Source organism: Sphingorhabdus sp. YGSMI21 (genome assembly GCF_002776575.1).
GTDB lineage: Bacteria > Pseudomonadota > Alphaproteobacteria > Sphingomonadales > Sphingomonadaceae > Parasphingorhabdus.
Genome location: NZ_CP022548.1, coordinates 3,728,444 through 3,749,450, shown reverse-complemented (window position 1 = coordinate 3,749,450; position 21,007 = coordinate 3,728,444). Strand labels below are relative to the sequence as shown.

General features: G+C 57.4%; 19 protein-coding genes. 15 read left to right on the top strand and 4 right to left on the bottom strand.

All coding sequences use genetic code 11. The features are described from left to right. Positions 1-137: 137 nt before the first annotated feature. Positions 138-1,226 carry a recombinase RecA gene (recA, locus tag CHN51_RS17960; protein ID WP_100095243.1) on the top strand — a complete coding sequence of 363 codons (1,089 nt, stop codon included), beginning with the start codon at positions 138-140 and terminating at the stop codon, positions 1,224-1,226. 12 nt (positions 1,227-1,238) lie between these two features. Here recA and CHN51_RS20350 read toward each other — a convergent pair whose 3' ends face one another. Further along, complete coding sequence (locus CHN51_RS20350) at positions 1,239-1,370, bottom strand: hypothetical protein (protein WP_276308607.1); 132 nt, start codon at positions 1,368-1,370, stop codon at positions 1,239-1,241. A gap of 171 nt (positions 1,371-1,541) precedes the next feature. Here CHN51_RS20350 and CHN51_RS17955 point away from each other — a divergent pair, with 171 nt between their 5' ends. Beyond that, on the top strand, positions 1,542-2,168 hold the full coding sequence (locus CHN51_RS17955) for a glutathione S-transferase (protein WP_100095242.1): 627 nt from the start codon (positions 1,542-1,544) through the stop codon (positions 2,166-2,168). Between the two features lie 54 nt (positions 2,169-2,222). Next, positions 2,223-4,871: an alanine--tRNA ligase gene (gene alaS, locus CHN51_RS17950; RefSeq protein ID WP_100095241.1), complete on the top strand. Its 2,649-nt coding sequence runs from the start codon at positions 2,223-2,225 to the stop codon at positions 4,869-4,871. Here the strand turns inward: alaS and CHN51_RS17945 are convergent. Further along, on the bottom strand, positions 4,849-6,678 hold the full coding sequence (locus CHN51_RS17945) for a cation:proton antiporter (protein ID WP_100095240.1): 1,830 nt from the start codon (positions 6,676-6,678) through the stop codon (positions 4,849-4,851). The genes alaS and CHN51_RS17945 overlap by 23 nt on opposite strands. 60 nt (positions 6,679-6,738) lie before the next feature. Here CHN51_RS17945 and CHN51_RS17940 point away from each other — a divergent pair, with 60 nt between their 5' ends. Beyond that, a complete protein-coding gene (locus CHN51_RS17940) occupies positions 6,739-7,965 on the top strand; it encodes an FAD-dependent oxidoreductase (protein ID WP_100095239.1) in 1,227 nt (408 codons plus the stop codon). Here the strand turns inward: CHN51_RS17940 and CHN51_RS17935 are convergent. Then, a complete protein-coding gene (locus tag CHN51_RS17935; RefSeq protein WP_100095238.1) occupies positions 7,960-9,186 on the bottom strand; it encodes an NADP-dependent isocitrate dehydrogenase in 1,227 nt (408 codons plus the stop codon). The genes CHN51_RS17940 and CHN51_RS17935 overlap by 6 nt on opposite strands. A gap of 192 nt (positions 9,187-9,378) precedes the next feature. Here CHN51_RS17935 and CHN51_RS17930 point away from each other — a divergent pair, with 192 nt between their 5' ends. Both CHN51_RS17930 and CHN51_RS17925 read left to right on the top strand, forming a co-directional pair. Next, positions 9,379-10,113 (top strand): phosphatidylserine decarboxylase, encoded by a 735-nt coding sequence (locus CHN51_RS17930; RefSeq protein ID WP_100095237.1) that lies wholly within the window; start codon positions 9,379-9,381, stop codon positions 10,111-10,113. A gap of 37 nt (positions 10,114-10,150) precedes the next feature. Then, entirely contained in the window at positions 10,151-10,945 is a 795-nt protein-coding gene (locus CHN51_RS17925; RefSeq protein WP_100095236.1) for a phosphatidylcholine/phosphatidylserine synthase, read from the top strand. Here the strand turns inward: CHN51_RS17925 and CHN51_RS17920 are convergent. Next, a complete protein-coding gene (locus CHN51_RS17920) occupies positions 10,893-11,135 on the bottom strand; it encodes a hypothetical protein (RefSeq protein WP_100095235.1) in 243 nt (80 codons plus the stop codon). The two genes, CHN51_RS17925 and CHN51_RS17920, sit on opposite strands and share 53 nt — an antisense overlap. 182 nt (positions 11,136-11,317) lie before the next feature. Here CHN51_RS17920 and CHN51_RS17915 point away from each other — a divergent pair, with 182 nt between their 5' ends. The 9 genes from CHN51_RS17915 to rseP all read left to right on the top strand — a co-directional run bounded on the left by CHN51_RS17915 (position 11,318) and on the right by rseP (position 20,999). Then, a complete protein-coding gene (locus CHN51_RS17915; protein WP_100095234.1) occupies positions 11,318-13,588 on the top strand; it encodes a PAS domain S-box protein in 2,271 nt (756 codons plus the stop codon). A 241-nt stretch (positions 13,589-13,829) separates the two neighbouring features. Continuing rightward, on the top strand, positions 13,830-14,693 hold the full coding sequence (gene rpsB / locus CHN51_RS17910; RefSeq protein WP_100095233.1) for a 30S ribosomal protein S2: 864 nt from the start codon (positions 13,830-13,832) through the stop codon (positions 14,691-14,693). Positions 14,694-14,801: 108 nt separating this feature from the next. Beyond that, on the top strand, positions 14,802-15,728 hold the full coding sequence (gene tsf / locus CHN51_RS17905) for a translation elongation factor Ts (RefSeq protein ID WP_240616965.1): 927 nt from the start codon (positions 14,802-14,804) through the stop codon (positions 15,726-15,728). A gap of 119 nt (positions 15,729-15,847) precedes the next feature. Beyond that, positions 15,848-16,570: a UMP kinase gene (gene pyrH, locus CHN51_RS17900; RefSeq protein ID WP_100095231.1), complete on the top strand. Its 723-nt coding sequence runs from the start codon at positions 15,848-15,850 to the stop codon at positions 16,568-16,570. 23 nt (positions 16,571-16,593) lie between these two features. Then, positions 16,594-17,151: a ribosome recycling factor gene (frr, locus tag CHN51_RS17895; protein WP_100095230.1), complete on the top strand. Its 558-nt coding sequence runs from the start codon at positions 16,594-16,596 to the stop codon at positions 17,149-17,151. Positions 17,152-17,204: 53 nt separating this feature from the next. Further along, positions 17,205-17,915 (top strand): isoprenyl transferase, encoded by a 711-nt coding sequence (locus CHN51_RS17890; protein ID WP_100095746.1) that lies wholly within the window; start codon positions 17,205-17,207, stop codon positions 17,913-17,915. Between the two features lie 2 nt (positions 17,916-17,917). Further along, entirely contained in the window at positions 17,918-18,721 is an 804-nt protein-coding gene (locus CHN51_RS17885) for a phosphatidate cytidylyltransferase (RefSeq protein ID WP_100095229.1), read from the top strand. After that, entirely contained in the window at positions 18,718-19,878 is a 1,161-nt protein-coding gene (locus CHN51_RS17880) for a 1-deoxy-D-xylulose-5-phosphate reductoisomerase (protein WP_100095228.1), read from the top strand. Before CHN51_RS17885 ends, CHN51_RS17880 begins: the two co-directional genes overlap by 4 nt. Then, a complete protein-coding gene (gene rseP / locus CHN51_RS17875) occupies positions 19,875-20,999 on the top strand; it encodes an RIP metalloprotease RseP (protein ID WP_100095227.1) in 1,125 nt (374 codons plus the stop codon). The genes CHN51_RS17880 and rseP overlap by 4 nt, the downstream gene beginning before the upstream one ends. Positions 21,000-21,007 lie beyond the last annotated feature (8 nt).

Sequence of the window (21,007 nt, the reverse complement as noted above, 5' to 3'; positions counted from 1 at the left end):
CATTTCGACTAATATTCAATAATTTGGCATTGGTGGAAGAAAATTTTGTTCTACTCTTGTTCTTAGAGAACAAATGCGGTACATCATCACAATCATTGATTGATGATGGTTAAGCATTTAGCGAAGGGGACAGGCAAATGGCCGGCAATTTAAAAGTCGTAGAATCGGAAAATCAGTTGAACTCATCAGACAGACAAAAAGCTCTCGACGCCGCATTGGCGCAGATCGATCGTGCCTTCGGCAAGGGCTCGGCAATGAAGCTGGGCCAGCGCAAGGCACTGGAAGTAGAAGCCATTTCCACGGGTAGCCTGGGACTGGATATTGCGCTCGGCATCGGGGGATTGCCAAAGGGACGCGTGATCGAAGTTTATGGACCGGAAAGCTCCGGTAAGACCACGCTCGCGTTGCATGTCATCGCCGAGGCACAGAAAAATGGCGGCACCGCTGCTTTTGTCGACGCAGAACATGCGCTCGACCCCGTCTATGCCAAGGCGCTGGGCGTCAATACCGACGAACTCATCATCTCGCAACCGGATACCGGTGAGCAGGCGCTGGAGATCACCGATACGCTGGTGCGTTCCAATGCGATCGACATATTGGTGGTCGACTCGGTTGCCGCCCTGGTGCCGCGCGCTGAAATCGAGGGCGAAATGGGCGATACCCATGTTGGTCTGCAGGCCCGCCTGATGAGCCAGGCTCTGCGCAAGCTGACCGGTTCGATCAGCCGTTCCAAGTGCATGGTGATCTTCATCAACCAGATCCGCATGAAAATCGGCGTGATGTACGGAAATCCGGAAACCACATCGGGCGGCAACGCGCTGAAATTCTATGCATCGGTCCGGCTCGACATCCGGCGTACCGGGCAGATCAAGGAACGCGACGATATTGTCGGCAACTCGACGCGGGTGAAAGTCGTCAAGAATAAGGTCGCGCCGCCCTTCAAGCAGGTGGAATTCGACATCATGTACGGTCAGGGCATTTCCAAGGTCGGCGAGATTATCGATCTTGGTGTGAAGGCCGGCGTGGTCGAGAAATCCGGTGCATGGTTCTCTTATGATTCGGTTCGCATCGGGCAGGGGCGCGAGAATTCAAAGCGCTTCCTTCTGGAGAATCCGGAAATGATGGCGAAGCTGGAAAACCAGATTCGCGGCAAACAGGAAGAAGTGGCCGAAGAAATGATGACGGGCCCGATTGGCAAGGCCGATGACGGTGATGACGAAAAATAGGTGATTTTACCGTCAAACCGGCGACAGTTGCCGCCGGTTTGACGGACCTGCTTCTCGTCCGACCGTGGCCGCTGCGGCTGCACGAAGAAATATATCAATCCCGAGCTTTGCCGGATCACTCTCCCCCGAGGCGATCTCTGGCATAGGGCCGTCCTTCTGTCCCCCGACATTGAGGACGGCCCATTTTTTTGCCTGTCATGTTAGACGACCCGGCATATCGCTTAATCGTGGAAACGATTGACATTTGGCGGTTCAAGAGGCTTGCTTGGGCCGAACTTTCACAAACTTTGCGCTTTCCGGAAGGCCAGTATAGCTATGACCATCATTCTCCATCATCTCGAAAACAGCCGTTCGCAGCGGATCATCTGGCTGCTCGAGGAGCTCGGTCTCGATTATGAAATCAGGCGTTACGAGCGCAATCCCAAGACCCAGAAAGCACCGGCCAGTCTGAAGGCTGTGCATCCGCTGGGTAAATCGCCGATGATCGAGGACGAGGGCGAAGTGATTATAGAGACCGCGGTGATCGTCGAATATCTGGTCGACAAGGCTGGCGGAAAATTGGGCGCGCCTGCGGAAAAAAAGGGCTCTCGATTATATAATCAATATCTCCATTTTGCCGAGGGTTCGATGATGCCGCCGCTCTATGGTCTGCTGGTGGTTGGCCGTCTCGGACTGCTCGGCCTGCCGGCCCGCAAGCCGGTGTCGCAGATGACCACTCACTTGCTGGTCTGGCTGGAAAGCGAGCTGGCCGACCGTGACTATTTCGCCGGTGATGAGCTCACCGCCGCCGATATCATGATGAGCTTCCCTCTTGAAGCCTGCCAGTCGCGCGCTGGCCTCGACGAGCGCTATCCCAATCTGCTGGCATTTCTGGAACGTATTCATGCGCGTCCCGCATATCAGACCGCGCTCGAAAAGGGCGGGCCCTATGCCTATGCATGATTTTCGGCCACGATCGGGATTGTCAACGGCAGATCGGTCGCCTAAGTCGATTTCATGCAAACAACCAACGATATAAGACGCTCTTTTCTGGACTATTTCGCGGCCGAAGGTCACGAGATCGTACCCTCCGCGCCGCTCATTCCCTATAATGATCCGACGCTGATGTTCATCAATGCGGGCATGGTACCGTTCAAGAATATCTTCACCGGTGCGGAGAAGAGCCCTTATTCGACGGCCACGTCGAGCCAGAAATGTGTTCGCGCCGGCGGCAAGCATAATGACCTCGACAATGTCGGCTATACCGCACGCCACCATACTTTCTTTGAAATGCTGGGTAATTTCTCGTTCGGCGACTATTTCAAGGAACAGGCGATCCTCCACGCGTGGACGCTGATCACGAAAACCTGGGGTATTTCGCCGGACCGGTTGACCGTGACCGTTTACCATACGGACGACGAAGCCTTTGATCTGTGGAAGAAAATTGCCGGCCTGCCGGACGAGCGGATCATTCGCATCGCCACCGACGACAATTTCTGGTCGATGGGCGATACCGGCCCCTGTGGTCCCTGCAGCGAGATATTCTACGACCATGGCGAGCATGTGTTCGGTGGCCCTCCGGGCAGCCCGGATGAGGACGGTGACCGGTTCGTGGAAATCTGGAATCTCGTGTTCATGCAATATGACCAGCGCGGCGAAGGTGATCGCGTTGACCTGCCGAAACCGTCGATTGACACGGGCATGGGGCTGGAACGCGTTGCTGCGGTCATGCAGGGCGTCCATGACAATTATGACATTGACCTGTTCAAGGCGCTGATCGCCGAATCCGGTTCGCTGACCGGCACCGCCACAACGGGTGACAACCAGGCCAGCCACCGGGTGATTGCAGACCATCTGCGCGCCTCGTCCTTTCTCGTCGCCGACGGTGTTCTGCCCTCCAACGAGGGCCGTGGCTATGTGCTGCGGCGGATCATGCGGCGGGCGATGCGCCACGCCCATCTGCTCGGCGCCAAGGACCCGTTGATGCACCGGATGGTTGGTTCCCTGGCCGGCGAGATGGGCAATGCCTTTCCCGAACTGATCCGGGCCCAGCCGTTGATAGAGGAAACCTTGCTGCGCGAGGAAACCAATTTCCGGCAGACGCTGGCCAACGGCCTGAAACTGCTCGATGCGGAAATCGCCGACATGAGCGAAGGCGATATCCTGCCCGGTGAAACAGCGTTCAAACTTTATGACACGTTCGGTTTCCCCTATGATCTGACTGAGGACGCGCTGCGCAACAAGGCGCTGGGTGTCGACCGGGAAGGCTTCGACAAGGCGATGGCGGAACAAAAAGCCGCTGCCCGTGCTGCGTGGAAAGGGTCTGGCGACCAGGCGTCCGACACCGTCTGGTTCGACATTGCCGAGCGGGAAGGCAGCACCGAATTTACCGGCTATACGTCAGAGGAAGGCGAGGGCGTTGTCGTCGCCCTGGTCAAGGATGGCGCCGAAATCGAAACCGCCGGGAGCGGCGATACGGTTACGTTGCTGACCAACCAGACCCCTTTCTACGGTGAAAGCGGCGGCCAGATGGGTGACGCGGGCGAGATATCCGGTGAAGACGGTTTTGCGGCCAGCGTGACCGATACCAGAAAGCCGCTGGGACGGCTCCATGCCCACCAGATCGAAATCGGGTCGGGCTCGGTATCGGTCGGGGACAGGGTCCATCTGGAAGTGGACAAGGCTCGCCGCACGGCGCTGCGCGCCAATCACAGCGCCACCCATCTGCTGCACAAGGCGTTGCGGCACCATCTGGGTGACCATGTGACCCAGAAGGGCAGTCTGGTTGCACCGGACCGTCTGCGTTTTGACTTTTCTCACGTCTCCGCGCTGACCGATGCCGAAATACAGGCAGTGGAAGCGGACGTGAACGCGCAGATCCGGGGCAACAGTCCGGTCACGACGCGGTTGATGAGCCCGGACGATGCCGTCGCTGCGGGTGCGCTGGCGCTGTTCGGCGAAAAATATGGCGACGAGGTGCGTGTCTTGTCGATGGGGCAGGACGCCGATCTCGATTATTCGGTTGAGCTGTGCGGCGGCACCCACGTCCAGGCGCTCGGCGATATCGGCCTGATGACGATCATATCCGAATCCGCGGTGGCCAGCGGCGTCCGCAGAATCGAAGCGCTGACCGGCGAGGCCGCCCGGCTGTGGCTGCTGGACCGGGATGCCAAGCTCAAGTCGATCGCCAGCGCGTTGAAAGCGTCGCCGGAAGAAGCGGTGGACCGCGTGGCGGCTCTGGTCGATGAGCGGAAAAAGCTGGAACGAGAACTGACCGAGGCGAAGAAAGCTCTGGCGCTGGCCGGCAACGGCGGCGGCGCAAAGGCTGCCGAAACGGAAAGCGTCGGCGATGTGACTTTTTCCGGTCAGGTCATTCAGGGCCTGAATCCCAAGGAATTGCGGGGGCTTGTTGATCAGGCGAAGAAAACATTGTCGAGCGGCGTGAGCGCATTGGTCGCGGTCAATGATGGCCGGGCAACCGTCGCAGTCGGTGTGACGGATGATCTGACGGACCGTTTCAGCGCGGTCGATCTGGTTCAGGCCGGCGTTGCCGCTGTGGGCGGCAAGGGTGGCGGTGGACGTCCTGACATGGCGCAGGGCGGTGGGCCCGACGGCGCCAAGGCCGATGACGCGATCGCTGCTATCAGGTCTGTTCTTGCGGGCTGAGGCCGTCCGGCACCAGATCGTCGGCGGTCGCCTGACCGGTAGAAGTGGACATGGATTTCAGTTTGGGTTCGTGCTCCAGATCGCCTTCTTCCTGTATCCGTTTGCGGTAAATATCGCGCAGTTCGTGGATAGAGGCAATGACGGGTCCCATTGCCACGCCATTTTCGACCAGTACAGCCTCTGACAGTTGCAGCGAGCCCTCGAGCGCTTCGGGCACGGCATTGGTCGCCCCGGCCTGATAGAGTTCGGCGGCATGTTCGATGTCCCGCGCCCTGGCGATGATCGGGAGATCGGGTACCCAGGCCCGGACCTTCTTGACGATCTGCACCGACAGCACAGGCTCGTCCATCGTCAGCACCAGCGCCTTCGCATGGCCCAGCCGCAACCGGTCGAGCATTTCGTTTCGCGACACATTGCCGAACATGATCGGATAGCCGTCGCGCCGGGCCTTGGCGACAGTGTCGATATTCGTCTCGACGGCGAGATATTTTTGATTGTGGGTGGTTAAGAGATCGGCGATCAGCTTGCCGACCCGGCCAAAGCCGATGATGATGGTCTGCTGCGCCTCTACCGGCAATTCATCCGCCGCTGCACTACCGCCGCTGCGCATTTCCATACGCCGGGCGATGTCATGGCCAAAGCGGGCGAGCAATGGCGTGATGGTCAGGCCGATAGCCGTCACGATCTGCCAGAAAGCTGCCGTCTGGGGCTGGATCAGCTGCGCCTGAGTCGCCGCGGCCAAGACGATCAGGGTCGTTTCGGACGGGCTGGACATCAGGACGCCGGCCTCGGTTGCGGTGCCGGGCCGTGCGCCGGCAAAGCGAAGCAGGCTGCTGGTGACGATCGCCTTGATCAGGACCACTCCGACGACGGCGATCAGCAGATCCGACCAGTTGGCCATGATCACGCGAATATCGATCTGCATGCCCACGGTGATCAGGAATACGCCCAGCGCAAGGCCCTTGAAGGGCTGGGTGATGACTTCCACCTCGCCATGATATTCGGTTTCCGCGATCAGCAGGCCGGCCAGCAATGCGCCGACGATCGGCGACAGGCCGGTTGCGGCGGTTGCGAGGCTGGCGAGGATGATCACCAGAAGGCTTACCGCGAGAAACAGTTCCGGGCTCTTGGTGCGGGCGGCCTGCGCAAATATGCGCGGCAGCAGCAGCCGGCCGAGCACCAGCATGCCGATGATCACGGCACCGCCCATCAGCAATGTGCGGCCCAGATCATCCCACCCGCCATCGGCCGTGATCGCCGGAGAGATAGCGCCGAGCAGGAAAATGATCGGAACGATGGCGACGTCCTCGAACAGGAGCATGGCCAGTGCCGCTCGTCCGACCGGACTCTTGGTGCCCGACATTGGCAGCACGAGAGCGGTTGAGGACAGCGCAAGCGCCAGTCCCAGACCCAGGGCGCCGGCGGAATTCTGGCCAAGCAGATAGAGGACAGAGCCGATGATCAGGCCGGAAGCGAGCAATTCCGCCGCGCCGACGCCGAAGACGAGCCGGCGCAACGACCAGAGCCGCTTGAATGATAGTTCCAGTCCGATGGAAAAGAGCAGCAATATGATGCCCATCTCGGCAAAGGGCTCGATAGCCTCGCGATCATTGATGGTGACAAATTGCAGCCAGCTATATTGACCCTGCAGCGAGCCCAGTCCCGACGGTCCGAGCAAGACGCCTACCAGGATGAATCCGATGATCGGCGTGATCCGGAACCGGGCGAAGGCCGGAATAACGATCCCGGCGGCGCCGAGGATCACGATGGCATCGATAAAGGCTGGATTTTCAAGCGGACTGTGCATGGGGCGACTCTATACGCGATCAATGCTATTTGTCAGCAGGTTACGTGGCGGAGAAAGCGAATGTTGGAAAATAAGCATGATATTGTGATTGTAGGCGGTGGCCCTGCGGGGATGATGGCCGGCTTGCTGTTCGTCCGCGCCGGACTGAAAACAGCGGTGCTCGAGAAACATGCGGATTTTCTGCGGGATTTCAGGGGCGATACGGTTCATCCCTCGACACTGGAGCTTTTCCATCAACTGGGCATGCTGGACGAGTTATTGCAATTGCCGCACAGCAGGCTGGAACAGGCATCGATCCACATCGCTGGCCAGCAGATGAAAGTACTGGATTTCCGTCATTTGCCGGTAGCGGCGCCTTATATCGCGATGATGCCGCAATGGGATCTGCTCAATTTCATCGCCGGCAAGGCAAAGCAATATTCCGGGTTTGACTTGCATATGAAAAGTGAAGCGGTCGATCTGGTCTATGACAAGGCTGATCGGGTGTGCGGTGTCGAGACTGCGGACGGGCAAGTGCTGGCGGCCAAACTGGTGATTGCCGCGGACGGCAGGCGATCGGTGTTGCGCGGCAAGGCAAAGCTGCCCCTGCAAAATATAGGCGCGCCGATGGATGTGTTCTGGTTCCGCATCGATAAACCCGAAGGCCAGGGTGGCGACGTGTTCGGAACGGTTCAGGCGGGCCGTTTCATGGTGATGATTGATCGCCAGGATTATTATCAATGCGCCTATATCTTCAACAAGGGGCAGGCCGGTCAGGTAAAAGCCGCCGGGCTGGAGGCCTTTCGCACGGGCTTGCGGTCGCTCGTTCCCAACTTGCGAGAGGCTTTCGACCAGATAGTCAGCTGGGATCAGGTGAAGATGCGGGAAGTGGCGCTGGACCGGCTGGAGCGCTGGCATCGCCCCGGCCTGCTGGCGATCGGCGACGCGGCCCATGCGATGTCACCGATTGCCGGGGTCGGTATCAATATGGCTGTCCAGGACGCGGTCACGGCCGCCAATGTTCTGGCCGGTCCGATGGCGAGAGGAGATAATCCCGACCCGCTACTGGAACGGGTATATGCCCGCCGGATCAAACCGGTGCGCCGGATGCAGGCCTTTCAGAAAATCGCGCAGGATCGTGTCATCGCGCCGCTTTTGCGCCGAACGGAGCCAATCGACAAAGCGTTTTTCATGTTGAGGCTGTTGAACCGGGTGCCGTGGTTGCGGCGTATTCCCGGCCGTGTCGTCGGTCTCGGCTTCGGGCGAGAGGATATCCGCTCGCCCGAAATTCCGGTCGAACGGTTATGACTTCTGCCAGTTTTCCATTTCTGCTTCGAGATTGGAGCGAACCGCTTCGAAAAACTGCTCGGTCGTCATCCAAGACTGGTCGGGTCCGATAAGAATCGCGAGGTCCTTGGTCATGTCGCCGTTTTCGACGGTCTGGATGCAGACGCGTTCCAGCGTTTCGGCAAAGCGCGTCACATCCGGCGTATCATCAAATTTGCCGCGATAGATCAGACCGCGGGTCCAGGCGAAGATCGAAGCAATCGGGTTGGTCGATGTCGCCTTGCCTTGCTGATGCTGGCGATAGTGGCGGGTAACCGTGCCATGCGCGGCTTCTGCTTCAACGCAGTCGCCGGTCGGGGTCATCAAAACCGAGGTCATCAGGCCGAGCGAACCGAAGCCCTGCGCGACGGTGTCCGACTGGACGTCGCCGTCATAGTTCTTACAGGCCCAGACAAATTTGCCGCTCCACTTCAGCGCGGAAGCGACCATGTCATCAATCAGACGATGTTCGTAGGTGATGCCGGCCTTGTCAAACTTGTCCTTGAATTCTTCCTGGAAGATTTCCTCGAACAGATCCTTGAACCGGCCATCATAGGCTTTCATGATCGTGTTCTTGGTCGACAGATAGACCGGCCATTCGCGGTTCAGGCCATAGTTCATCGAAGCGCGGGCAAAATCGCGAATCGAGTCGTCCAGATTGTACATCGCCATGGCAATGCCGGGAGACGGGAACTGAAATACTTCTTCGTCAATTTTCGTGCCATCATCGCCGTCGAAGACCAGCCGCAACTTGCCTGGTCCGGGCACCTTGAAGTCGGTGCAGCGATACTGGTCGCCAAAGGCATGACGGCCGACAACGATAGGATCGGTCCAGCCCGGCACCAGCCGCGGGACATTGTCGATCACGATCGGCTCGCGGAAGACGACGCCGCCCAGAATGTTCCGAATGGTGCCGTTCGGCGATTTCCACATCCGCTTGAGGCCGAATTCCTCGACCCGGTCTTCGTCTGGCGTGATGGTCGCGCATTTGACGCCGACGCCGTGCTTCTTGATCGCGTTGGCCGCATCGACGGTAATCTTGTCATTGGTGTCGTCGCGCACTTCGATCGAAAGATCATAATAATGCAGATCGATGTCGAGATAAGGTTCGATCAACCGCTCGCGAATCCACTGCCAGATGATCCGCGTCATTTCATCGCCGTCAATTTCGACGACCGGGTTTTTGACCTTAATTTTCGACATATCGTTTATTTCTTTCCTGAAACGGGAACAAGAGGGAGGAATGATGTTGCCAGCCTCTTAGCAAAGATTGCCATTTGTTCAACCCAGAGTTGCGGGGGCGATTTGTTGCGCTCGGACAAAATGCCAATATTGAATTTCCAATATATCAACGGGAGAGTTGTCAGAGCAATGGCCCGTCACTAAGTAGCGGTCATGGCGATTGAAAAATATTCAAACAAGGGGCTGGGTGAAGCCAAATGGTCTTTCCCGCCGATCCATCCCGAAGGGCGGAAATTTGCCGTCATCGCCGGGGCCATCACAGCGTTTTTTGCGGTCATGGCATGGGAGACGCTGGCCTGGCCAATGGCTGGTATCACAATATGGGTATTGGCGTTTTTTCGCGATCCCAAAAGAGTTACCCCGCTCAATGAAAATTATATCGTTGCGCCCGCCGACGGACTGGTGAACCTGATCATGCCGGTTACGCCGCCGCTGGAACTGCAGGGTGAGGGCGGCCTCGGCAGCGAGGAACTGATCCGTGTCTCGATCTTCATGAGCGTGTTTGATGTCCATATCAATCGTACCCCGATTGAGGGTACGGTGAAACGGCAGGCCTATATTTCCGGAAAATTTCTCAACGCCGATCTCGACAAGGCCAGCGAAGAAAATGAACGGCAGCATTTCATGGTTGAACGCAATGATGGCCTCAAGGTCGGTTTTACACAGATAGCTGGTCTGGTGGCCCGGCGGATCATGGCCTTTGTCAAGGAAGGCGATTTTGTCGCAGCCGGACAGCGAATCGGACTGATCCGCTTCGGTAGCCGGGTTGATGTCTACTTGCCAAAGGGAACGGAACCGAATGTCGTGCTGGGCCAGCGGGCCATTGCCGGCGAAACAATTCTTGCCGTGATTGGCCGGACGAAGGAAATTGAGGGTGTAGGGCAATGATCTCCGCACTGCCCCCTTGCCGGATGGAGCAACGCTGATGGTCGGCAAAGGTTCGATGAAGCGTCCCGAACGCGGTATTCCGCTGCGCGCTTTTGTTCCGAACGCGGTGACCGCGCTGGCATTGTGCGTTGGCCTGAGCAGCGTTCGCTTCGCTTATCTGGATAATTGGGTGCTGGCAGCAGCGGCGATTGTTCTGGCAGGAATATTGGACGGTCTGGATGGCCGGATCGCCCGTTTGCTGAACGCGCAGAGCCGGTTTGGCGCGGAGCTCGATTCGTTATCCGATGTGATCGCCTTTGGCGTGTCTCCCGCGCTTGTCATGTTTCTATGGTCGACCCAATATATGCCGCAATTCGGCTGGGTGCTGGCACTGACCATGGTGGTGGGTTGCGCCTTGCGCCTCGCACGCTTCAATGCCTTGATCGATGATCAGGACCAGCCGCACAAATCAGCCGGATTTCTTACCGGTATTCCGGCACCGGTGGGCGCGGGACTGGCGATGTTGCCACTCTATCTGTGGTTGATTACCGGAGAGGAAATCTTCCGTCACTATGCTCTGGTGTCACCGTGGATCGTGCTGATCGCGTTTCTGATGATTTCGAATACGGCGACGTTCAGCTGGTCATCGCTGCGTTTGCGCAAAAATATCAGGCTGGAGGGGATTGCCGTGGTGGCGCTGGTTGGTGTTGCCCTGATCAACTCGCCGTGGATCATGCTCTCGGCAATCAGTATCGGCTACCTGATCCTCATTCCGTTCAGCATCAGAAGCTATGCGCGGGTCAAGCGGCAGCGCGCAGCGGAGCGGGCTGAAGCGAGCGGTGCGGGGTCATAGATTGTGGTGTCTTGACCTTCCGGTGGCGACAGGCTGTCGGCTGGATGACTGTCACGGGCCGCTGGTCATTGAATTCGCTCTGGATGACCGCAGAAATCCTGTCACGATATTGGGCGAACATCATCGCAATCACCGCGATAGAGCCGAATAGGGCAAGGGCAAAAAAGGTCGAAATGGCGATAGCAAGCATGTGACAATCCCGTTTGTTCTTTTGATGAACTCTTAATGTTCCATTTATGTTCTCATTGTCAAGCGCTATCTGAAAATTGACGGAAATTCGGCAGTGTCATTGTTGCAACCGTGCGCGGGGGCGAAGAAACTGTTGCGGGAAGCGTGCGAACGTCTTAATGTTTTTTCTTTGGGAACGGATCGATGGTTCAATTCACTCAGCCGGCAAAAAGCTCCGTTGCTTCCTTCCCGTCCATTCAGGCCAAATTGGCCTCCTGCTCTCAGGTCGTGGGAGAAGCATTTTTCCCGGTCATGGTAGAAGTGCTGGCGGAAACGCTTTCGGCCCGATGGGTGTTTTTGAGCACGCTCCATCCCGTTGATCGCGGTAAAGCCTGCACCGTAGCGGTATGGGATGACGGCCCCGGCGACAATTTCGAATATGATCTGAAAGACAGCCCCTGCGAGAATATCGTGGGGCAGGGCGCTTGCTGCTATCCCGAAAATATCATCGACCTGTTCCCGCGGGACCGGATGCTGAAAGACATGGGGGCTGTCAGCTATGTCGGAACGCCATTGCGTAGCGCGTCGGGGGAGGTGCTCGGCCTGCTTTCGGTGCTGGATGAGAAGCCATTTGAAGATGCTGACCAGGCTGCCGAGGTGATCGAGGTGTTTTCCGGTCGGGCAGCCGCCGAACTGGAGCGATTGGCGACCGCCTCGCTCAACGAACGGCTTGGGCGTATCGTCGAGGATTCGGTCAGCGAAGTCTATATTTTCGATGCGAACAGCTATCATTTCGAACTGGTCAATCGCGGAGCGCGGGAAAATCTCGGCTATTCCATGGAAGAGCTGCGCCAGTTGACGCCCTGGGATATAAAACCGCAATTTTCCAGAGAGCAATTCATCAGTCATGTGACGCCGTTGCGGAACGGCGAGATCGCCAACCAGACGTTCGAAACGCAGCATCAGCGGAAGAACGGGTCCGTTTATGACGTCGCCGTCCAGCTGCAATATTTTCCCGGCGTGGAGAATCTCTTCTATGCGTCGATCAGCGACATCACCGATCGCAAGCGGGCGGAAGAAGCGCAGGCTCATCTGGCCGCGATCGTATCCTGCTCCAGCGAAGCCATTATATCCAAGACGCTGGACGGTACGATTAAAAGTTGGAACAGCGGAGCGCAGAAGATTTTCGGCTATACGGCTGAAGAGATGATCGGCAAATCCATTCGCCTGCTCATTCCCGCCGATCGGCAGCATGAGGAAGAGAATATTCTCGCCCAGATCAGTCGCGCCGAGCAGGTCAACAATTATGAAACAATCAGGCTGTGCAAGGATGGGCGGGAAGTGGATGTTTCCGTCACCGTCTCGCCGATATTCGATTCCGGCGGTACTATCGTCGGCGCGTCGAAAATTGCCCATGACATAAGTGACAGGAAACTCGCAGAAGCCCGCGAGCAGCTGCTGATGGGAGAAGTCAACCATCGCGCGAAGAATATGCTGACGCTGGTGCAGGTGATTGCGCGGCAGACCGCCGCAAATGACGCAGAGACATTTGCGCAGCGGTTCGACGAACGCATTCTCGCGCTGTCCGCAAGCCATGACGTTCTGGTCAACAGCTACTGGCAGAATGTTCCGCTGGATGAGCTCGTCCGATCGCAACTGGGGCATTTTCAGGACATATTCGGAGAGCGGATTAAATTGTCCGGCCCGTCACTCAAGATAACCGCTCCGGCTGCTCAGGCGATCGGAATGGCACTGCACGAACTCGCCACAAATGCGGCAAAATACGGAGCCTTGTCCAACGATGAGGGGACGGTCGAGATCGACTGGAGGCTGGACGGGGAGGAGATTTCCGAACAGCGGCTGTTGCTCGACTGGATCGAGCGGGGAGGGCCGGAAGTCACAAAGCCGTCCCGCAACGGCTTCGGTTCAACGGTGATCGACCAGATATTGTCAGCGAGCATCAATGGCGAGGTCAGTCTGGACTGGTTCCCGACCGGTCTCGTGTGTCATGTGAATTGCCCGGCCGACAAGGTTCTCGACAATCTGGAAGTGTCGACCCAGAAATCGCGTGCTGCTGCCCATATGGGGCAATCCTCCATTTCGGATTCCGCGCGGATATTGGTCGTGGAAGACGAAATATTGATCGGCATGGAAGTCTCCGAAATATTGAAAGCCGCCGGATTTGAAATTTTCGGCCCCGTAGCGACGGCCTCGGGCGCGCTTGCGATATTGGAGAACCAGATGTGCGATGCGGCAGTGCTGGATATCAATCTGGGCAAAGAGACATCGGCGCCCGTCGCCGAGCTGCTGTCCCAAGCGGGTACGCCGTTTCTTTCGATCTCGGGGCGCAGCAGGGATGACCGGCCAGCGATATTTGGTAGCTCCCCCCATCTGGTCAAGCCGATCCAATCCGCGCTTCTGGTTAGAGAACTCGGGCAATTGCTGGCGCCGGTGGCAAAGCCGAATCCGGCTTGAGCGGTGGGACAGTATAGGCCGGGCCGCTTGACTGTTGTTGCCATTCGCCGGACCGTCCGTCCGCGGTGATTACGGGAGAAGTTCCTGTCGTGCCGCAAAATGTGGTTGCATTTTGTCCCGCTTGGCCTTAACGGCACGCTCATTCCACATGGAAAGCACTCATACCGGTGCCGATAGCGGTCTTTCAGGTCGTTTGAGGTTCTCAGCTTTCCAGAGGCATAACCGGATAAGGAGAAATATTATGGCGGCCCCTGTCGTCACCCTACAGCAATTGATTGAAGCCGGAGCGCATTTCGGCCACCAGACCCACCGCTGGAACCCGAAGATGAAACCGTACATCTTCGGCGCCCGCAACAGCGTCCATATTCTTGACCTTTCGCAGAGCGTGCCCCTGTTCGCACGGGCGCTCGACTTTATCGCCAACGCCACTGCGGCTGGCGGCAAGGTCCTGTTCGTCGGTACCAAGCGTCAGGCGCAAGAGCCTATCGCTGAAGCAGCGCGCGCAAGCGGCCAGCATTTCGTAAACCATCGCTGGCTTGGCGGCATGCTGACCAACTGGAAAACGATTTCCAACTCGATCCGCCGGATGAAGACTTTGGAAGAGCAGCTTGGTGGCGACACCGCTGGCTTCACCAAGAAAGAAGTCCTGCAGATGACCCGTGAACATGCCAAGCTCGAGCTTTCGCTCGGCGGTATTCGCGACATGGGCGGCATTCCCGATGTTATGTTCGTGATCGATGCCAACAAGGAAGAGCTCGCCATCAAGGAAGCCAATGTTTTGGGTATTCCGGTTGTCGCGATTCTCGATTCGAACGTCGATCCCAGCAACATCGCTTTCCCGGTTCCGGGCAATGACGATGCAGCGCGGGCCATTCGCCTCTATTGCGAGTCCGTTGCTGCGGCAGCGACCAAAGGCGGCCAGGACGCTTCGGTTGCGGCTGGCGAAGATCTTGGCGCAGCAGTTGCTCCTCCGGTCGAACAGATTGTTTCGAGCGAAGCCAATGCAAGCGCAATGACTTCCGGTGAAGAAGCTGCGGTTGCCGATATTGCTGAGATCGCGGCAGAAGAACCGAAGGCTGACGAAAAGGCAGGCGAGAAAGCCTGAGCTTGAAGCTACTTTCTGCGGTCATATATTGACCGTATATTGAATTATAGGGGGCGGCATTATTGTCGCCCCACTTTCACATTTCCCGGTCAAGAAATTGAGGAACGAATAATGGCTATTACAGCAGCAGCAGTGAAAGAACTGCGTGAGCGCACCGGTGCGGGCATGATGGATTGCAAAAAAGCACTGAACGAAACCAATGGCGACGTGGAAGCAGCGGTTGACCTGTTGCGGACCAAGGGTCTTGCCGCAGCGCAGAAAAAATCGAGCCGCACCGCTGCCGAAGGTCTTGTCGGCGTCGCCGTCGAAGGCACCCGGGGCGTTGCCGTCGAAGTGAACAGCGAAACCGACTTCGTTGCGAAAAACGACCAGTTTCAGGATTTTGTCTCCAATGTGACGCAGGTTGCTCTTGGCATGGACAGCGACGACGTGGAAGCGCTGTCGGCTTCGGCTTACCCTGCCGGCGGCACCGTTCAGGAAGTTCTGACCAACAATATCGCGACCATTGGTGAAAACCAGGCCATTCGCCGGATGAAGACCGTTGCGGTATCCAGCGGCCTTGTCGTGCCTTATATCCACAACGCCGTCACCCCCTCGATGGGCAAGATCGGCGTTTTGGTTGCTCTGGAAAGCACCGCCGGTGCAGATGTTCTGGAGCCGCTCGGCAAGCAGATCGCGATGCACATCGCCGCTGCATTCCCGCTGGCGCTCAACGCTGATGGCCTGGATCAGGAAATGATGGAGCGTGAACGCGCTATTGCTGCGGAAAAGGCTGCCGAATCCGGCAAGCCCGCAAATATCGTCGAAAAAATGGTCGACGGTGCGATGGCAAAATTTGCCAAGGAAAATGCACTGCTCAGCCAGATTTTTGTAATGGATAACAAGACGCCTATTGCACAGGTTGTCGAGCAGGCCGGAAAAGAAGCAGGCGCGGATATCAAGCTCACGGAATATGTCCGTTTCCAGCTTGGCGAAGGCATCGAGAAGAAAGAAGATGATTTCGCAGCGGAAGTCGCCGCCGCAGTTGCCGGCTAATCGAGCAACCGATTGAATATTTCAGGCGGTAACGCTTGGCAGCATGGCGCGGACTATCTATGGTCTGCGCCATATCTGTTTTTGGGGCCGGGCATTGATTCCGGCAGGATGGGATTTGCATGAAACGACCGGCGTTCAAACGCATTTTGCTGAAGCTTTCCGGTGAGGTCCTGATGGGCTCCAGCGAATTCGGTATCGATCCGGAAACGGTCAATCGCATCGCGACCGAAGTGAAGTCTGCGAAGGAGGCGGGATTCGAGCTTTGCCTGGTCGTTGGCGGAGGCAATATTTTCCGGGGTCTGGCTGCGGCGGCAAAAGGCTTCGAGCGGACCAGTGCCGACTATATGGGCATGTTGGCCACGGTGATGAATGCGCTGGCCGTCCAGAATGCACTCGAACAGATGGGCTGCGACACGCGGGTCCTGTCCGCGATCCCGATGGCGAGCGTGTGTGAACCCTATATCCGCCGCAAGGCCGTGCGGCATCTGGAAAAGGGCCGCATTGTCATCTTCGCGGCTGGAACCGGCAATCCCTATTTCACAACCGACACGGCGGCGGCGTTGCGGGCAGCGGAAATGGGCTGCGAGGCCCTTTTCAAAGGCACCAGCGTCGATGGCGTCTACAATGCCGATCCGAAACTCGATTCCGATGCCACGCGCTATGATGAATTGAGCTTTGACCAGGTTTTGAGTGATAATCTGAAGGTCATGGACGCCAGTGCCGTGGCGCTGTGCCGGGAAAACAAGATACCGATCGTGGTGTTCTCGATTCGGGAGCAGGGCAATCTCGCAACCGTTTTGGGTGGCGGTGGAACCGCAACCATGGTCGGAACAACCGAATAAAATAAAATCTAGAGGAAACAGCAATGGCACAATATGACAAAGCCGATCTGCAAAAAAGGATGAACAGTACGCTGGAGGCGCTCAAGCATGACCTGAGCGGCCTGCGTACCGGCCGGGCCAATATCGCGCTGCTGGATACCATAACGGTCGAAGTTTACGGCTCCAAGATGCCGCTTAATCAGGTTTCTACGGTATCCGTGCCGGAACCGCGGATGCTGTCGGTGCAGGTTTGGGACAAGGCAAATATCCAGCCGGTGGAAAAGGCCATTCGCTCGGCCGGTCTCGGGCTGAATCCGATGACTGACGGTCCCAATATCCGGCTGCCTATTCCTGATCTGACCGAAGAGCGCCGCAAGGATCTGGCAAAACTCACCGGACAATTCGCAGAAAAGGCCCGCATCGCCATTCGCAATGTCCGTCGGGACGGCATGGACGACCTGAAAGCGGACGAGAACAAGAAGGAAATCAGCGAAGATGACCGGAAGCGGCTCGAAACGGAAGTCCAGAAGCTGACCGACGAGATGATTGCTGAGGCCGACAAGCTGGCGGATGCGAAAGAACAGGAAATTCTGACGCAGTGAAGCTTGCGCGTTCCAAGAACGGTTCTGCAGACCCGGTGCAAGCTGCGGCGGGGATATCCGACCCGACTTACGGTGCCCGCCACGTCGCGATCATCATGGACGGCAATGGACGCTGGGCGAAGCGCAAGCATCTACCCCGTGCCCTTGGTCATAAAAAGGGCGTCGAAGCGGTCCGCAATATTGTTCGAGTAGCCGGAAAAATGGGCATAGAAGCGATGACGCTTTACGCCTTTTCTTCCGAGAACTGGAACCGGCCGGAAGAGGAAATAAGCGATCTGATGGGATTGCTGCGGCAATATATCCAGTCGGACATCGATGAATTTGTCGAAAATGGCGTGCGGTTGAAGGTCATTGGCAATTACAGGGCGCTCGACGCCGATATTGTCGCGATGATCGACAATGCGATCGAGAAAACGGCCGGAAACGACAAGATGACGCTCGCAGTCGCGCTCAACTATGGCGCGCAGGACGAAATGCGCCGCGCGGTCCAGCATATCGCGAGCAGAGTGAGGCAGGGCGAGATGGAGCCGGACGCGATAGGTCTCGACCATATCGCCGGTGCGCTGGATACCGCGGATCTGCCACCTCTGGATTTGTTGATCCGGACTTCCGGGGAATTGCGCCTGTCCAATTTCCTGCTGTGGCAGGCGGCTTATTCTGAACTTTATTTCACCGACACGCTGTGGCCCGATTTTGACAAGGCCGAACTGGAGAAAGCATTGCAGTCCTTCGGTGCGCGCGAACGACGTTTTGGTGGGCGCTGAATATGGCTGACCCCGCTGCTCCGGCGCCCGGCAAGGGCAGTGAACTGCAGACCCGCATAATCGTTGGCATTCTCCTGATCGGAGCGGCGCTACTGGCGGGCTATTTTGGCGGGATGGCGCTCTGGTTGCTGGCCGTGCTGATGTCGCTGGGAATTATGAGCGAGTGGGCAGGGCTGACCGACCGTCGCGACAAGCGGCTGCTCGCGATGTATGCGCTGTCCGTGCCTCTCGCGATCATGTCTCCGTGGGCCGCGGGACCATCGTTTTTGGCTTTCGGCCTTATCCTGGGCGCGGCGATGTTTGTCGCGATATTCGATCGCTCGATCAAGCTTGCCGCGGGCGTGATTTACGCAGGCCTTCCGGCTCTTGCAGTCCTCTATTTGCGCGAGATCGATAATGGTATTCTTGTGATGCTGTGGACGCTCGCTCTGGTCTGGGCTACGGATATTGGCGCCTATTTTTCCGGTCGCGCCATCGGCGGACCCAAACTGGCGCCGCAATATAGTCCTAACAAGACCTGGGCAGGCCTGATTGGCGGTGTCATTCTGACAGCGGCGCTGAGTTTCGCCCTCCATGTCTATTGGGGGCTTCCTTCCGGTCTGGTGCTGCTCAGCATCCCTCTTGCCGTTCTGGCGCAAATGGGCGATCTGTTTGAGAGCTGGCTCAAGCGAAAGGCAGGGGCCAAGGATAGCGGAACGATTTTCCCCGGCCATGGTGGCGTGATGGATCGTCTCGACGGCCTGATACCCGTGGCGCCGGTCGTCGCACTGATCATGCTGGTCGATCGCTGGCCCGCATTGTCATGACCAAGTCGATCTCGATATTCGGAGCGACAGGATCGGTTGGTCTGTCGACGCTGGATCTCGTCCGTCAGCACCGCGAACAATATGAGATCATTGCCCTGACCGCCAACGGCAATGCTGCCCAGTTGGCCGCTCTCGCCAAGGAATTCTCGGCGCAGATAGCGGTGGTTGCCGACGATTCCGCCTATTCCGAACTCCGCCAACAACTGGCGGGAACATCGATCGAGGCTGCGAGTGGCCCCGATGCGCTGATTGCCGCGGCCGCGCTTGGTGCTGACTGGACAATGGCGGCGATTGTCGGTTGTGCCGGCCTGCCGCCAACGCTCGAAGCTTTGCGCTGCGGCAAGACCGTGGCTCTGGCCAATAAGGAAGCCTTGGTTTCTGCCGGAGCGCTGATGATCAACGAGGCCAGGCAAGCCGGCGCAACCTTGCTGCCCGTCGATTCCGAGCATAATGCGATCTTCCAGGCGCTGCAGGGCGGCCGGATCGATCAGGTTCGCAAGATCACCCTGACGGCCAGCGGTGGACCGTTTCGCACATGGACCCGCGACCAGATGGCCAGCGTGACGCCGGAGCAGGCGGTCGCGCATCCCAATTGGGACATGGGAGCAAAAATATCCGTCGACAGCGCGACGATGATGAACAAGGGACTCGAACTGATCGAGGCCCATCATCTCTTTCCGGTTGGTCTCGAGAATATCGAGATACTGGTGCATCCGCAATCCGTGATTCACTCAATGGTCGAATATCACGACCGTTCGACTCTGGCGCAGCTCGGATCTCCGGATATGCGGATACCGATTGCCAGTGCTCTGGCCTGGCCGGACCGGATGATGAGCAATTGCGAACCCCTTAATCTGGCAGAGATTGGCAGGCTGGATTTCGAACTCCCCGACGAAAGCCGCTTCCCGGCGACCGGCATAGCAAGAGCCGCTATCATCGCAGGCGGTGCCAAGCCTGCGATGCTCAATGCAGCCAATGAAGTCGCTGTCGCTGCATTTCTGGATGGGGCGGTTCAGTTTCTGGACATCACAGACATTGTATCACGGCTGTTAGACAGTTATAGCCCGCCAGACCCGAGCGAGTTGGCGGATATTTTTGCGATAGACAAGGAAACCCGCGTTCGGACCGAACAACTGGTTGAGGAATTGAAGGTTTGACGGACAATCCCGGTTTTTTGATTTATTTATTCTCCTTTCTGATCGTCATTGGCGTGCTCGTTTTTGTGCACGAAATGGGACATTATCTGGTCGGGCGCTGGTGTGGCGTCAAAGCAGAGACTTTCTCCATCGGCTTTGGCAAGGAAATTGCCGGTTGGACCGACAAGCGCGGAACGCGCTGGAAACTCAGCATGTTGCCCTTGGGTGGCTATGTCCAGTTCGCCGGAGACATGGATCCGGCGGGGACCAAAAGCAAGGAATGGCTGAGCCTGCCGGCGGCGGAGCGCAATCAGACTTTCCAGTCCAAATCGCTCTGGAAGCGTGCCGCAATCGTATTTGCCGGGCCGGCGATCAATTTCATCTTTGCCATATTGATCATCATGGGTTTCGTTATCGCTTATGGTACCAGCGCAACTCTGCCGGTTGCAGATGCAATCGCTCCCAACTCAACCGCCGCCGCGATCGGCATGAAACCGGGCGACCGGATCATATCCGTCGACGGTGATGAGATTGATCTGTTCGAGGACCTGCGGCAGAAAATGATCCTGATCCCCGATCAGAATGTCGAAATTGTCTATGAGCGGGATGGTCAGCATATTGCCAAGCAGGCCACGATCGGCGTCCATATGCTGAAGGACCGGTTCGGCAACGAATATCGGCTCGGTATGCTGGGCATGTCATCCAGCAAAGTCGAATGGCGGGAGGTTAGCCCGCTTGAAGCGCCAGCCGTTGCTGTGGAAAAAACGATTGGCATCGTTGACCAGATCATCACCACCCTCGGCCAGGTGATTACCGGCAAGCGTTCCATCAAGGAACTCGGCGGGCCGCTCAAAATTGCGCAAGTTTCCGGCGAACAGTTCAAGCTGGGGCTGGAAAGCTTCATTCTTTTCGTCGCCCTGATTTCAATTAACTTGGGGTTCATCAACCTGCTGCCAATCCCGATGCTCGATGGAGGGCATTTGATGTTCTATGCATTGGAAGCGGTTCGGAGGAAGCCTGCCAGCCCGAGGATACAGGAATGGGCATTCCGTTCCGGCTTTGCCTTGGTCATGGTGTTCATGCTGGTGGTGACTTTCAACGATTTATCGTCATTTGGCCTGTTCCGGGCTATCTCTGGCTGATTGGCCAT